Here is a 13,816-nt window from a genome sequence, read left to right as displayed (position 1 = left end):
AGGGACCGCCGTAACGTTTAATGCACGGAAAGCATTCGGGATGGAACGCGGTGCGGACATGGCAGGCAGGCGGAGCGCCGGAAAGCTGATGGCGACGGCGGCAGCACTTACGCTTCCGCTGTGGCTGGGGTGCTGCGCCCCCACCCCCAACCCGTCTGCCGGGAGCAGCGTCGCACCCGGCGCAACCACCATTGAACACTCTGACCGCGCCCACCCGCCCTTGGTTCCAATTCCCCAGCCGCAGGCACCTCCGCCGGTCATCGCTGTGCCCGCCGAAACCACCGGCCAGTCCGCCGCTTCACCCCCCGAGCCCTCTGGCCACGCCTCCGGCGGGACGCCCGGAACACCCGGGCCGAGTTCCGGCACCACGCCCTCGTCCGGAACGGCTTCGCCCGGAACTGCCGCGCCCGGAGTCGGCGCGGCATTCGGTACAACCAGTGCCGTCGGAGCAAGCCCCTCGCCGGCCCCCGAGCCTTCGGCGCCGCCCCCGGCCCAGCCGGCCCCTGGCCAGTCCAGCGGATCCCAGATGGTGACTGCCTACTACGTGCTGCTCGACGACGGCGGGGCCGGAGGTGTGCGCTTTGGCTGCAACGACAGCCTGGCCGGCGTCCGCCGCACCGTGGCGGGCTCCACGGAACCGTTGGCCAACGCCATGCGCGCCCTGCTGGACAGCCCTGCAGAACCGGCCCCCGGCCTGTACAACGCCCTGTCCGGCTCAACCCTCACGTTCCTGTCCGGCACTTTCGACGGCACGGCCGTGACGGTCTACCTGTCCGGCTCGTTCCGTCCGGCGGGGGTGTGCGACATCCCGCGCATCGAGGCCCAACTCACGCAGACCGCCGTCGCGTCGGTGGGCGCCATCCGCGCCGAGGTCTATGTCAACGGCGTGAGGCTCGCCGAGGCACTACGCCTCCAGTAACGCAATTGATCAACAGATGTTGCCTTATCGGCAACTGCCGGCTGTATCCTGAAGATGTGAGCCACGAAACACTTGATGCCGGCGCAGTGCAGTTACCGGCCGAAGCCATTGATGCCATCGAGCGCGCGGCCACGTCCGCCCACCGCGCCGCCCATCCCCACGAGGCGCTGTTTTCGGAGCGCGCAGCCAACATTAAGCAGTCAGCAGTGCGGGACGTTTTCGACATTTCGATGCGCCCCGGACTGGTGTCCCTTGCCGGGGGCAGCCCGTACCTGCAATCCCTTCCGCTTGAGCGGCTGGCCGCCACGGCGGCAAGCATCATCGCCAACGAAGGGCTCACGGCCCTGCAGTACGGCGGCGGGCAGGGCACGGAAGAACTGCGCACCCAGATCTGCGAGGTGATGGCGGCAGAAGGAATTCTGGACGCTGTCCCGCGGAATGTGGTGATCACCGCAGGCTCCCAGTCGGCCCAGGATGTGGCCACCAAGGTCTTCTGCAACCCGGGGGACGTGGTGCTGGTCGAGAACCCCACCTACGTGGGCGCCCTCAATACGTTTGAGGCGTACCAGGTGGAGGTGGCCGCCGTGGAGATGGACGACGACGGCCTGGTGCCTGAGCTGTTGGAGGCCCGGATCGCCGCCCTCCAGACAGCCGGGAAGAACATCAAGTTCCTCTACACCATCCCCAACTTCAACAACCCCTCAGGAATCACCCTGGCACAGGAACGCCGCCAGCGGGTTGTTGATATATGCCGGAGCGCGAATATTCTGGTGCTGGAAGACAACCCGTATGGGCTTCTCCGGTACAACGGGACACCGCTGGAACCGCTCCGCGCGGCCAACCCCGCCGATGTCATCTACATGGGATCCTTTTCCAAGATCTTCGCCCCCGGTCTTCGCATCGGCTGGGCATTGGTCCCGGAGCACCTCCAGCGGCGCTACTACCTGGCATCCGAATCTGTCACGCTGTGCCCTCCGACGCTGAACCAGATGCTGGTGTCCGCCTACCTCAGCGACTATGACTGGAAGGGCCAGATCGAGACCTACCGCGGACTCTACGCCGAACGGTGCACGGCCATGCTCGCAGCCCTGGACGAACACATGCCTGCGGGCACCAGCTGGACCAGCCCGGAAGGCGGCTTCTTCGTCTGGGTCACGCTGCCGGAAGGCGTGGATACCTATCCCCTGCTGCAGAAGGCGATCGACGCCGGCGTCGTCTTTATCCCGGGGGCTGCCTTCACCTCGTCAGATGCGCCGTCCAATAAGCTGCGGCTGGCGTTCAGCGCGGTGCCGCCCGACGCCATCAAGGAAGGTGTCCGCCGCTTGGCCCCGGTACTGCGCGAAGCCCTGGCAGCGCTGTAACGTTGGCCGGACTGAGTGTGGCCACGATTGATACTGAACAAGGAGTACAAAGCATGAGCGGAATTATTGTTGTTGGCGTTGACGGCAGCGGCACCGCCAAGAAGGCCGCCGAATCGGCCCGGGATCTCGCCGCCGCCGTGGGCGCCTCGCTGCACGTCGTCTCAGCCTTCGACAGCGACCGCACCGAGGTCTTCGGCTCGGGCAGCGACCAGTGGATCGTTTCGGACGCCGACGGTGCCGAACATGTTGCCAAGACAGTGGCCGAGGCCCTGGCCGGTTCCATCAAGGTGACCTACTCCGCCGCCCGCGGCAAGCCTGCCGAAGCGCTCATCAAGGAAGCCGAGCGCCTGGGCGCCAAGATGATCGTGGTGGGCAACCGGCGGATGCGCGGCATTGGCCGGGTCCTGGGAAGCGTGGCCAACAGCGTGGCCCACAACGCCACCTGCGACGTCTACATCGCCAACACCTACGACGCCGACTAACTGACAACGGGACACCATGCACCACCCGCAGCGCGCGCGGGTGCATGGTGTCCGTTCTCACCCCTTCAAGCCCGGTTTCGGCACCCGGCAGGCGATAAAATGGAAGTGCCCCCAACGGAGCGGACAACCACTCTCCACTCCAGCCAAAGGGGCCCTCTTGCTTACTCTTCAGCGCCGCCAACTTGTAGGCCACGACATTCTCCTGGCCCGCCACGGCAACCACATCTGCTCCATGCGGGTGGACCGCGGCAACGGCCGCGTCATTGCGCTGCTGGATGACGGCTCCGTGGACAGCGCCCCCAACCTCATCGCGCCGGGGCTGCTTCTGCCGGAGACCCTGGAGAGCGTGCTGCGCGGCGACTGGAAATTCTTCGCGGCCCTCTCAGGCATTGCCCTGGTTCTGGGCGGCCTGATGTTCGCCACATTGCCTGCCTTGGCTGGCGCCATGGCGGGTAATCCCGAGATGGTCGAGATGATGACGGCCTACTCCGCCGACGGCTACTGAAACCAGGCTTCCGCTTCTAGAGGAGCCAGCCGCGCAGAAGCCACCACAGGCCCGCCATCACCAGGCCGCCGAACAGCGACCCGGCCACCACCTGCGCCAGGGTGTGTGCGCGGAGCACCACCCGGGACCAGCCGACGGCGGGAACCAGCAGGAGTAACGGCAGCCAGGCCGGACCGAGCATCAGGACGGAAATAACTGCCGCCGACGACACCGCCGCCGCGTGGCCGCTGATCTTCCAGAAGGGGCTCACGGCGGCCAGCACAACGATGCCGCCGACGATGGCCAGCACCATGACCATCACGCTTCGCGGCGCACCGGCGGCTTGCAGCACCACCAGGCCGGCGGCCACGGACGCCAGTGCCATGAGCAGTACGGGTGCCCGCTGTTTGCGGTTGCTGACGTGGTGGTCCGTGACCTTGCCCAGCCTTACGAGCCCCAGGAGCACAACGAGCGGCAGTACGCACACAAACAGTACGGCCAAGGCTCCATAGCCGATGGTGCCTGGGAATCCGGCCTCGACCACAGGGCTGACCAGCAGCTGAAGCGTCACCACCACCGGTGGTTGGAATACCTCTGTCAGCCATCTGGCTGCCCGGTTCCTGGACTGAATGGCGGTTTGGTTCACGGTGTTGATGTTCTTAGTCCCGGCGTCCTAGTCCAGCAGGAGCGCTGGCTCCTCAAGGATCGCGGCGACGTCGGCCATAAAGCGTGCGGACAGGTCCCCGTCCACCACCCGGTGGTCAAAGGAGCCGCCGAGGGTGGTGATCCAGCGCGGGATGACCTCTCCGTCCAGGACCCAGGGCTTCTGCTTGATGGTTCCGAAGGCAACAATGGCCACTTCACCCGGGTTGATGATCGGCGTTCCGGTATCAATGCCAAGCGCACCGATGTTGGTGATGGTGAGCGTTCCGCCCTGCATTTCGGCGGGCTGGGTCTTGCCCGCCCGGGCTGTGGTGGCCAGGTTGTTCAGGGCCAGCGCGAGCTCCTTGAGCGAAAGGTCCTGCGCATCCTTGATGTTCGGCACCATCAGCCCGCGCGGGGTGGCTGCGGCGATGCCGAGGTTCATGTAGTGCTTGACTTGGATCTCCGCAGCATCGGTCCCGTCCACGTTGTCCACCCAGGTGGCGTTGACGCTGGGGTTCCGGGCTGCAGCCCAGATGACGGCCTTGGCAAGGATCAGCAGCGGGGAGACTCTGATTCCCTCAAAGTCGCGTGAAGCCTTCAGCCGCTTGACGAATTCCATGGTGCGGCTGGCATCAACATCAACAAAGATGCTCACGTGCGGCGCGGAGAAAGCCGACTCCACCATCGCCTTGGCCGTCGCCTTGCGGACGCCCTTGACCGGAATCCGTTCAATCCGCTGGTCCTGCGGCTTGCCTGCCTTGCCCCAGAAGCCCTCGGCCTGGTCCAGCTCTGCATCGCGCTGGGACTGGTAGCTGACCAGGTCCTCGCGCGTGACTTCGCCGCGGGAGCCGGTGGCCACCACATCGGCGAGATCGATCCCCAGATCCCGGGCGATCTTGCGGACAGGAGGCTTGGCCAGGACGCGGTTCACGAGGCCTGTGATCGTTCCGCCGAAAGTGGGCCGGTTATCGACCATTCCGCTGGTTGAGCTCGCCTGGGTCTCGACAGGCTCGACCACCGGGTTTTCGGTGATTGCGCTTGTCGAAATCGCTGGGACCGGGGCTGACCCGGCCTGGGCGGCGGGTGCCGCCTTCCGGGGACGGCGTTTGACGGCGTCGGCCTTGGGGCCCGATCCCACCAGCGGACCGCCGGCCAGGGCACTGCCTGAAGTGCCGCCGTCGTCCGCGGGAAGCTTGCCATAGAGGGGCTGGACGGGAGTGGCCGGAGCCGGGACATCGGCCGGCGTCGGGTCACCGGAGACGGCGTCCGAGACGCTGATGATGGCGGTTCCGACGTCGATGGTCACGCCCTCGGGGACCAGCAGTTCGGTGACGGTGCCGGCGAAGGGGGACGGCAGCTCAACGAGCGACTTGGCGGTCTCGATCTCGCACAGGACGTCGTTGATGGCAACGGTGTCCCCCGGCTTGACCTTCCAGGCGACGATTTCCGCCTCGGTAAGGCCTTCGCCCACGTCGGGCAGGTTGAACTTGTTCAGAGTCATGATGTCCTCTTTCGCGGCAAGCGTGAGCGGGAAGCGTGAGCGGGGAAGGTGCCTGCGCCTAGTAGGCCAGGGCGCGGTCCAGCGCCTCGAGGATGCGGTCGATGTCGGGGAGGTAGTCTTCCTCGACCTTGGCCACCGGGTAAGGCATGTGGAAGCCGCCCACACGGATCACGGGAGCCTCCAGTGAGAGGAATGCACGTTCGCTGGTCCGGGCAGCAATCTCGCCGCCGATGCCGCCGAACGTCGGTGCCTCATGCGCCACCACGAGCCGGCCTGTCTTTTTAGCGGACGCCGTGACGGTGTCGAAGTCGATCGGCGAAATGGAGCGCAGGTCGATGACCTCGATGCTGTGGCCGTCCTCGGCGGCGGCGTCGGCAGCGGCAAGGGCCACCGGCACGAGCGGGCCGTAGGCCACCACGGTGGCGTCCGTGCCCTCGCGGAGCACATGCGCTTTGAAGGGATCGGCCGACGCGCCGGGGTTCTGGGTGTCGACCTCGCCCTTGAGCCAGTAGCGGCGCTTCGGTTCGAAGACGATCACGGGGTCCTGGCACTCCACGGCCTGCCGGATCATCCAGTAGGCGTCGTGGGCGTTGGACGGTGTGATGATGCGCAGGCCTGCTGTGTGGGCGAACAGCGCCTCCGGTGATTCCGAATGGTGCTCAATGGAGCCGATGCCGCCGCCGTAAGGGATCCGCACAACGACGGGAACGGTGAGGTTGCCGTTGCTGCGGGCGTGCATCTTGGCCAGCTGGGTGGTGATCTGGTTGAAGCCCGGGAACACAAACCCGTCGAACTGGATCTCGCAGACGGGCAGGTAGCCGCGCAGGGCCAGGCCGATGGCCGTGCCGATGATGCCGGATTCGGCGAGCGGTGTGTCCACCACGCGGTCCGCACCGAACTCCGCCAGGAGTCCGTCGGTGACGCGGTAGACGCCGCCCAGCGCCCCGATGTCCTCGCCCATGAGCAGGGTCCGCGGATTGTTGTCCAAGGTGGCGCGCAGGCCCTCGTTAATGGCCTTGGCTATGGTCATGGTGGTCATCAGCGGGCCACTCCTGTCGCTGCGTCATCCGGGTCCGGGCTGCCAGGTTCAGCGCTGTTGTGCTCCGGCGTTTCGGCGAAGCCTGCGCTGTACTCCTCAAACCAGGCCAATTCCTCGGCCACCAGGGGGTGGGCCTCGACGTAGGTGTTGGCGAAGGCGGTCCGGATGTCCGGGGTTTCAAGGTCGTAGGTGGTCTTGCGGACGTAGGCGGCGAGTTCGTCGCCGTCGGCCTTGACCTGGTCAAAGAACGCGTCATCCGCCAAGCCTTGGGCCCGGAGGTACTTTTCCAGGCGGTCAAGCGGATCCTTGGCCCGCCACAGGGTTTCCTCGGCCGTTTCCCGGTACTTTGTGGGGTCATCAGCCGTGGTGTGCGCACCGACGCGGTACGTGAAAGCCTCGATCAGCACCGGCCCCTTGCCCTCGCGGGCATGTTCGAGCGCCCACTCGGTCACGGCGTGGACGGCGATCGCATCGTTGCCGTCCACCCGGATTCCCGGGAAACCGTAACCCTTGGCACGGTTGGACAGCGGAATGCGGGTCTGCACCGAGCTGGGAACGGAGATGGCCCAGTGGTTGTTCTGGCAGAAGAACACCACCGGCGCGTTGTAGGAGGCGGCGAACACCATGGATTCGTGGACATCGCCCTCGGAACTGGCCCCGTCACCGAAGTAGACCATCACCGCGGCCTTGGGCTCGGCCGGCCGGTCCTGCGCCCCATCCGCGGCGACTGCGGCGGCCGCCTTCTGGTCCCGCTGGATCCCCATTGCGTAGCCGACGGCATGCGGCGTCTGCGCGGCGAGGACCAGGGTGTAGAGATGGAAGTTGGTGTCCTTCGGGTTCCAGCCGCCGTTCGAAACCCCGCGGAACTGGCGTAGGAGCTCCGCGAGGTCCACGTTGCGGGTCAGCGCCACGCCGTGCTCGCGGTAGGTGGGGAAGATGTAGTCCTGCGGCTGGCTGGCCCGCCCGGAGCCGATCTGCGCGGCCTCCTGGCCGGTCAGCGGGACCCACAGGGCCAGCTGCCCTTGGCGCTGGAGTGCCGTTGCCTCGACGTCAAAGCGGCGGATCTTGGCCATGTCAGCGTAGAAGCCACGCAGCTTTTCACCGTCCAGCCGGTCCGCATACGCGGAGAAGACCGGATCCGTCCCCAGGGTCCCGTCAGGCGCCAGCAGCTGCACCATGGGCTCGGCCGGGCTGCCCAGGTGGGCCTCGGCCTCTGCCTCGAGTTGGTCGTCTGCCGCTGTCTCATCGAACTCGGTGGAGGGCAGATGTGTGGCGCCCATACCGTCTCCTTGCTTGCCGCATGCGGATGCATTGCAATGTCGCTGGGATATATGCCGTTGGGGGAATGCATTCCCTTGTTGGCATATATATTGGCTTACTGGTCCTTACTTTATCTTCAGTAGGTGCCGCTGCTGGTGCATGTTAAGCACTAGGAACGCTACGGCGCCTTTGTATAGTTTGCACAGAGCTCGAGGAACCGGCTGTTGGCCTCGACCTCACCGATGCTGACGCGCACGCCATCGCCGCCGAAGGCGCGCACTGAAAGCGCCTGCGTGCCCGCCAGTTCGGCAAATTCCGAGCTGTTTTCGCCCAGGTTCAACCAGACGAAGTTGCCCTGCGCCTCGGGTACGAACCAGCCGAGTTCACGCAGTCCGGAGGTTACGCGGGTTCGTTCGTCCACGATGCTTTGTACCCTTTCTACAACCAGGGGGTAATTCTGCAGCGACACAATGGCTGCATTTTCAGCGATCTGTGACACGGCGAAGGGTGTGGCGGCCACGCGAAGGTACTGGGTCAGCCCGGGGTTGGAGACGCTGTATCCCACGCGCAGGCCCGCCAGTCCATGGGCCTTGGAGAACGTCCGGAGCACCACAACATTCGGGTATTTGCGGTACATCGCGATGCCGTCCACAGCATCGCTGGCGCGGACGAACTCTTGGTAGGCCTCGTCAATCACCACCACGACGTCGGACGGGACCGCCTGGATGAACCGCTCCGTTTCGGCAGTGGTCAGGATGGGGCCGGTGGGGTTGTTCGGGGTGCAGAGCAGGATGACTTTGGTGCGGACCGTTACGGCTGCAGCCATGGCATCCAGGTCGTGGCGTCCCTCGGCCGTCAGCGGAATGCGGACGCTCTCCGCACCCACAAGGCCCACGCTGATGGGATACGCCTCGAAGGACCGCCACGCATAGATCACCTCGTCCGCTTTGCCGTCGTCGTTCTGGCCGGCGAACGTGGACAGCAACTGGTTGAGGGCTCCGAGGCTTCCGGCGCCGGTGACCACGTCCTCGGCCGGCACCGCCAGGAACTCGGCGAGCGCCGCACGAAGCTTGCTGCTGAGGGGATCGGGGTAGCGGTTGAAGTCCGTCTGGTTGGAAATTGCCTCCAGCACTGCCGGAAGGGGGGGGCAGGGGGTTCTCGTTGGAGGACAGCTTGTAGCTGGCCAGCCCATCCACGGCGACGGGAGGCTTTCCTGCGGCGTACCGGGGTAGCCGGCCAACCACGGGGCGCGGCCGGATTTCGCCAGGCAGGATCTCGGGTGAAGTCATGCAAACTAGCCTACTTCGCGTGAACGGCACGGGGCGGGCAGGAACTCAGACGGGGCCCAGGGGCAGTGTGACAGCATGGGCCTATGCGCTCTTTTATTGTTCGAGTCCTTATCAACGGGCTGGCCCTCTGGATTGCCAGCTGGATACTGCCGGGCCTGGATATCTCAACTTCGGCGACTACCGAGGCGGTGGCCAACTCGGGCGTAACGCAGGGCACCGACACCATCGGCATCATCCTGGCGTACTTGTTCGTCGGTTTGATTTTCGGCGTGGTCAACGCGTTCGTCCGGCCCCTGGTCAGCCTCTTGTCCTTGCCCATCACCATCCTCACACTGGGCCTCTTCACGATCGTCATCAACGCCGCCATGCTCTACCTGACGTCCTGGCTCAGCAGTTACACGCCGGTGCACTTCACCATTGACTCGTTCCTCTGGACGGCGGTCCTCGCGGCCATCATCATCACCCTCATTTCGCTGGTGGCAGGACGGCTGACAGGGGCCGGCAAGCGCTGACCGTCGGATTACCTCGTCCGGTCAATCTCAGAGGCCCGCTGTGGAGCATCCGGCTTGGACCTCGGTAGCAGTTCAGGTGGCTTCGAACGGGACAGTGCGAAGCGGGTGGCCGTTGCCGTGCCGCCTGCCCCCAGGACGCCGCCAAGAACCGCGGTTGACGCCATCAGAGAGGGATCGTCGCTTGCTGCGACGAGCCGCGCGGCTCCCTGGTAGTTGTTGAGATTGTGGCCCGGCCCAATACCGAACTCGCCACCTTGGGGCGTGGTTACTGGGCTGTTGAGGGTCACCGTAACCCGGTTTCGGGCGTCCGGGTTCGGTGTACCGTCAGTGCCGGGCACCCAATCCTGCCTGTGCTCCAGGTGAAGAGCAGTGACGTCGGCGTCCGGAACAATGCCACCCACGGGAGACCCTGCGGTGAGGACATATTTCATGTCGTACTCGTTCAGGAAAAGATCGTCGGCCGCCAGGTTCATTGCATGGATTCCACCTTGGCTGTAACCCACTGCCACTACGGGTGCCCCCTTTTCCGCGCCGGCAGCCTGCAGGGCTTGAAACACCGCTGCGTTGATTTCTGCCGAGCTGTGGCCCAGCCCTTCAACGATGCCGACTTCGTCGAACGGATTAACGCCGCCCATTTCACCTCCGGCCTGCGTTCCGGGAATGACCACCACGTAAGCCTTCTTTCCGCCGTTATCCACTTCGATGACTTCGATGTAGCCTTCACCGCGTTCATCGATGATCCGTGCCCGTTCCAACAACGCAGCCGGTGAACCGTCGAATTCAATGGGCAGCGTCTCCTTCTTTTCCAACGTGACCGGACGAGGCTGAAGGATTCGGTTTGAACGCCCGGACACACCGGCGAGCAAAGGTACCGCCGCCGCAATATGCCTGCCCGCCGCCATGTCTGCCGCGAGCGCTGCCCAAAAGCGCTCCGGGGAGACTGCCAACAAGGCAGCCATGGCAATAGGTCCCACGGCGAGTTCTGTGACTTCCCTGTTGGGAACCGGACCCAAGCCGAGGTCTACCGCCTGCCTGCCAAGGGTTTCGGGGCGCGTCAGTCCGCCGCCCATTCCGCGCGAGAATCCCGCCCACGCTTCCGCCGTTTCGTAGTTCCTTTTGCAGTCCCGCACCTGGCTGCTGATTCCTTGCAGCTCCGCACGGACGGCCTGGACACTCCACTGCGCCTCTCCGACGCCAATCAGGGCCGCCGTTCCGGTGGGACGCGCTTCATCCTGGTACGGGCACAGGTCTTCCCAGATGCGGCGGACCTCCACTTCCACGGCAGCCAGCTCCCCCGCAGCAGCGTCGAGCTTCTCCGCGCCGCCTACGAGCTCCTCCAACTGAAAACTGATGCCACCAACGCCGCCCCTGATTTCCATGCCCCCGTCCACGGCAGGCCCTGTCAGCTGGATAGGGCCGCCGCTGCCGGATGGCGTCACCTCGGCCATCAGTACCGCCCCGCCGGGTTGCCGGCGGACGTTCCCACCGCCTGCGCGTGGCGTTTCACCGAAGCCAGCGCGTCCTCGAGCCGTACCCTCGCCCTCCCTAGGGCCACCTCCTGCAGAGCCACCGAGTTCCTGTACGCCCTCCCGGCAGGTGACTGCCAGTCCAAAAGCTGGATCTCGCGAAAGCCGCCGAGGACCTTTTCCACCCTCGCCAGGCAAAGGTCAACCCGGGCCGCCAACTGCTGAACCTCATAACCTCGGGACATGCATGCCGCGATGTCGGCTGCCGTCACGTCACTGCCCATGCCCGTTCCCCCGTCCCGGATATCCGCCCGAACCTCTCGTCCGTCAAGGCCAACTCCTGAACCCCGACGCTACGGAATGCCGCCCCCACGACGGAAGCACCGCCGTCGGCTATGTGGACAAGTCACGCCGCTGTTCACATGCGACGGAGCGCTTAAGCGGCAGTGAGGAGTTCATGAAAGAATCAACACATGCCTGAAACTGCCGCCACAGCTGATACCCGCACGCCCTCCGGACGCCTGGCCCTTGCCGCGTCACCGGACCAGATCGCCCTGGGTCCGCTGGACGGCCGCTACCAGTCCGCCGTTGCGCCCCTCGTTGACTACCTGTCCGAGGCAGCCCTGAACCGTGACCGCGTGGCCGTGGAAGTCGAGTGGCTCATCCACCTGACCAGCAACAATGTCCTTCCCGGCGCAGGTCAGCTCACCGCGGAACAGCAGGAAAAGCTCCGCGCGATCGTCACCGAATTCAACTCCGCCTCGGTGTCCGAGCTCGCCGAAATCGAAGCCGTTACGGTCCATGACGTGAAGGCTGTGGAGTACTACATCGGCCGCCGGCTGCCCGCCATCGGCATCGAGAACCTGACCGCCATGGTCCACTTCGGCTGCACGTCCGAGGACATCAACAACCTCTCTTACGCCCTGGGCGTCAAGGGTGCTGTGGAGGACGTGTGGCTGCCCGCCGCACGCGCCCTCGTTGCCCAGATCAGCAAGATGGCCGAGGACAACCGCGCGGTCCCCATGCTGTCCCGCACGCACGGCCAGCCGGCCACGCCCACCACCCTGGGCAAGGAACTGGCCGTCATCGCGCACCGCCTGACCCGCCAGCTGGACCGGATCGCGGAGACCGAATACCTGGGCAAAATCAACGGCGCCACCGGCACCTATGCAGCCCACGTGGCCTCTGTCCCCGGCGCTGACTGGCAGCAGGTGGCCAAGTCCTTCGTCGAGGGCCTGGGCCTGACCTGGAACCCGCTGACCACCCAGATCGAAAGCCACGACTGGCAGGCCGAGCTGTACGCCGACGTCGCGCGGTTCAACCGGATCCTGCACAACGTCTGCACGGACATGTGGAGCTACATCTCCATCGGCTACTTCGCCCAGATCCCCGTGGCCGGCGCCACCGGATCCTCCACCATGCCGCACAAGGTCAACCCCATCCGGTTCGAGAACGCCGAAGCGAACCTGGAAATTTCCTCCGGCCTCCTGGACGTGCTGGGCTCCACGCTGGTGACCTCCCGCTGGCAACGCGACCTCACCGACTCCTCCAGCCAGCGCAACATCGGTGTGGCGTTCGGCCACTCCCTCCTGGCGATCTCCAACGTGGCCAAGGGCCTGGACCGCCTCGATGTTGCCGAAGACGTGCTCGCCGGGGACCTGGACACCAACTGGGAAGTTCTGGGCGAGGCCATCCAAATGGTCATGCGTGCCGAAGCGATCGCCGGCGTCGAAGGCATGGAAAACCCGTACGAGCGGCTCAAGGACCTCACCCGCGGCCAGCGTGTGGATGCCGCCCGGATGCAGGAATTCGTGCAGAGCCTGGGCCTCTCCCCCGAGGCCGAGGCGCGGCTGCTGGCCCTCACGCCGGGCAAGTACACCGGCATCGCGGACCAGCTGGTGGACCACCTCAAGTAAGCACGCCCGCGGGCACAAGAAGTACGACGGCGGCGCCGGGTCCTTGGAGGGCCCGGCGCTTTTCGGTGGTTGAGCCTGCCGAAACCGGTTGCGGTGGGAACGCACGGCGCCGGCCCGGCAGGCAGACGCCGAATCTCGCCGCCGGATGCGAAACTGGAGTCATGAAGCTGCTCCTCATCCGCCACGGACAGACCCCCGGCAACGTACTCGGCCAGCTGGACACCGCCCACCCGGGGCCGGGGCTGACCGAGCTGGGAGAACGCCAGGCCGAGGCCATGGCACGGTCCCTGGCCAACGAGCAGATAGGCGCAGTGTACGCATCAACACTTCTGCGGACCCAGATCACGGCCGCCCCGCTGTCCCGGCTCCACGGGCTTGAGGTTGAAGTCCTGGATGGGCTGCACGAGATCGAAGCAGGGGCGCTGGAGAAACTGACCGACCACGAGTCGCACATGCGCTACATGGGGACAGTGTTCGCGTGGGCAGCCGGTGACCTGGACCGCCGGATGCCGGCTGGCCCGGACGGCCACGAGTTTTTCGAACGGTACGACGCCGCCATCTACCGGATTGCCGAGCGCGCGGCCAACAATGGTGGCTCCGCCGTCGCGGCCGTGGTGAGTCACGGCGCGGCCATCCGCACGTGGACCGGTCGCCGCGCCGCCGGCGCCGACCATGAGTTCGCAGCCCGCCACGCCCTGTCCAACACGGGCATTGTGGCCCTGGAAGGGGACCCCGGCGCCGGTTGGAAGCTGATCCACTGGGACGGGAGCCCGGTGGGCGGCCTAGCTCTCGCGGATCCGACCGCCGAGGACCCCACGGGCGGCGCCGCGTAGCCGCTGCGAAACACTGGACGCCATGTGGCGGGGCGTCCATGATGAAGTCAGGCATGAGGCTTCCCCAGGGGACCACGGCCAGTGGTGCCAGCCCTTGCCGTGGAGGCGC

The 13,816-nt window shown here is 65.8% G+C and carries 13 protein-coding genes and 1 pseudogene; 7 read left to right on the top strand and 7 right to left on the bottom strand.

All coding sequences use genetic code 11. The features are described from left to right. The first annotated feature begins 40 nt into the window (after positions 1-40). The 4 genes from MUN23_RS09260 (at position 41) to MUN23_RS09245 (ending at position 3,267) form a co-directional block, all read left to right on the top strand. Entirely contained in the window at positions 41-919 is an 879-nt protein-coding gene (locus tag MUN23_RS09260) for a GerMN domain-containing protein (RefSeq protein WP_248763519.1), read from the top strand. A 56-nt stretch (positions 920-975) separates the two neighbouring features. Then, a complete protein-coding gene (locus tag MUN23_RS09255) occupies positions 976-2,280 on the top strand; it encodes a PLP-dependent aminotransferase family protein (protein WP_248763518.1) in 1,305 nt (434 codons plus the stop codon). A gap of 53 nt (positions 2,281-2,333) precedes the next feature. Beyond that, positions 2,334-2,762, top strand: coding sequence for a universal stress protein (locus MUN23_RS09250; RefSeq protein WP_248763517.1), 429 nt, complete (start codon positions 2,334-2,336; stop codon positions 2,760-2,762). 157 nt (positions 2,763-2,919) lie between these two features. After that, entirely contained in the window at positions 2,920-3,267 is a 348-nt protein-coding gene (locus tag MUN23_RS09245; protein ID WP_248763516.1) for a hypothetical protein, read from the top strand. Positions 3,268-3,283: 16 nt separating this feature from the next. On the opposite strand, the gene MUN23_RS09240 is transcribed toward MUN23_RS09245, so the two are convergent. The 5 genes and pseudogenes from MUN23_RS09240 to MUN23_RS09220 form a co-directional block, all read right to left on the bottom strand. After that, positions 3,284-3,892: a phosphatase PAP2 family protein gene (locus tag MUN23_RS09240; protein WP_371876004.1), complete on the bottom strand. Its 609-nt coding sequence runs from the start codon at positions 3,890-3,892 to the stop codon at positions 3,284-3,286. Between the two features lie 27 nt (positions 3,893-3,919). Further along, on the bottom strand, positions 3,920-5,392 hold the full coding sequence (locus tag MUN23_RS09235; RefSeq protein ID WP_248763515.1) for a dihydrolipoamide acetyltransferase family protein: 1,473 nt from the start codon (positions 5,390-5,392) through the stop codon (positions 3,920-3,922). A gap of 58 nt (positions 5,393-5,450) precedes the next feature. Then, positions 5,451-6,431: an alpha-ketoacid dehydrogenase subunit beta gene (locus MUN23_RS09230; RefSeq protein WP_248763514.1), complete on the bottom strand. Its 981-nt coding sequence runs from the start codon at positions 6,429-6,431 to the stop codon at positions 5,451-5,453. Beyond that, positions 6,431-7,711, bottom strand: coding sequence for a thiamine pyrophosphate-dependent dehydrogenase E1 component subunit alpha (locus tag MUN23_RS09225; RefSeq protein WP_248763513.1), 1,281 nt, complete (start codon positions 7,709-7,711; stop codon positions 6,431-6,433). Before MUN23_RS09225 ends, MUN23_RS09230 begins: the two co-directional genes overlap by 1 nt. 158 nt (positions 7,712-7,869) lie before the next feature. Continuing rightward, positions 7,870-8,980, bottom strand: a pseudogene (locus tag MUN23_RS09220) (histidinol-phosphate transaminase). An 83-nt stretch (positions 8,981-9,063) separates the two neighbouring features. Here MUN23_RS09220 and MUN23_RS09215 point away from each other — a divergent pair. Further along, complete coding sequence (locus MUN23_RS09215; protein ID WP_248763512.1) at positions 9,064-9,492, top strand: phage holin family protein; 429 nt, start codon at positions 9,064-9,066, stop codon at positions 9,490-9,492. A gap of 8 nt (positions 9,493-9,500) precedes the next feature. Here the strand turns inward: MUN23_RS09215 and MUN23_RS09210 are convergent, their stop codons facing one another. Both MUN23_RS09210 and MUN23_RS09205 read right to left on the bottom strand, forming a co-directional pair. Continuing rightward, positions 9,501-10,871: a hypothetical protein gene (locus MUN23_RS09210; RefSeq protein ID WP_248763511.1), complete on the bottom strand. Its 1,371-nt coding sequence runs from the start codon at positions 10,869-10,871 to the stop codon at positions 9,501-9,503. A 68-nt stretch (positions 10,872-10,939) separates the two neighbouring features. After that, positions 10,940-11,242, bottom strand: coding sequence for a hypothetical protein (locus MUN23_RS09205; RefSeq protein ID WP_248763510.1), 303 nt, complete (start codon positions 11,240-11,242; stop codon positions 10,940-10,942). Between the two features lie 189 nt (positions 11,243-11,431). Between MUN23_RS09205 and purB the strand changes: the two genes are divergently transcribed. Both purB and MUN23_RS09195 read left to right on the top strand, forming a co-directional pair. Further along, entirely contained in the window at positions 11,432-12,874 is a 1,443-nt protein-coding gene (gene purB / locus MUN23_RS09200; RefSeq protein WP_248763509.1) for an adenylosuccinate lyase, read from the top strand. Between the two features lie 161 nt (positions 12,875-13,035). Continuing rightward, positions 13,036-13,707, top strand: coding sequence for a histidine phosphatase family protein (locus tag MUN23_RS09195; protein WP_248763508.1), 672 nt, complete (start codon positions 13,036-13,038; stop codon positions 13,705-13,707). The last annotated feature ends 109 nt before the right edge of the window (positions 13,708-13,816 follow it).

It is taken from the genome of Pseudarthrobacter sp. SSS035 (genome assembly GCF_023273875.1).
Taxonomy (GTDB): Bacteria; Actinomycetota; Actinomycetes; order Actinomycetales; family Micrococcaceae; genus Arthrobacter.
Note: the sequence above shows the minus strand (reverse complement) of the source record. Positions and strands in the feature narration are given on the sequence as shown.

Coding starts and splice junctions, on each gene's coding strand:
- MUN23_RS09230 (WP_248763514.1), bottom strand. CDS start 6,431: ATGACCACCATGACCATAGCCAAGGCCATTAACGAGGGCCTGCGCGCC.
- MUN23_RS09250 (WP_248763517.1), top strand. CDS start 2,334: ATGAGCGGAATTATTGTTGTTGGCGTTGACGGCAGCGGCACCGCCAAG.
- MUN23_RS09195 (WP_248763508.1), top strand. CDS start 13,036: ATGAAGCTGCTCCTCATCCGCCACGGACAGACCCCCGGCAACGTACTC.
- MUN23_RS09235 (WP_248763515.1), bottom strand. CDS start 5,392: ATGACTCTGAACAAGTTCAACCTGCCCGACGTGGGCGAAGGCCTTACC.
- MUN23_RS09210 (WP_248763511.1), bottom strand. CDS start 10,871: ATGGAAATCAGGGGCGGCGTTGGTGGCATCAGTTTTCAGTTGGAGGAG.
- purB (WP_248763509.1), top strand. CDS start 11,432: ATGCCTGAAACTGCCGCCACAGCTGATACCCGCACGCCCTCCGGACGC.
- MUN23_RS09205 (WP_248763510.1), bottom strand. CDS start 11,242: ATGGGCAGTGACGTGACGGCAGCCGACATCGCGGCATGCATGTCCCGA.
- MUN23_RS09215 (WP_248763512.1), top strand. CDS start 9,064: ATGCGCTCTTTTATTGTTCGAGTCCTTATCAACGGGCTGGCCCTCTGG.
- MUN23_RS09225 (WP_248763513.1), bottom strand. CDS start 7,711: ATGGGCGCCACACATCTGCCCTCCACCGAGTTCGATGAGACAGCGGCA.
- MUN23_RS09260 (WP_248763519.1), top strand. CDS start 41: ATGGAACGCGGTGCGGACATGGCAGGCAGGCGGAGCGCCGGAAAGCTG.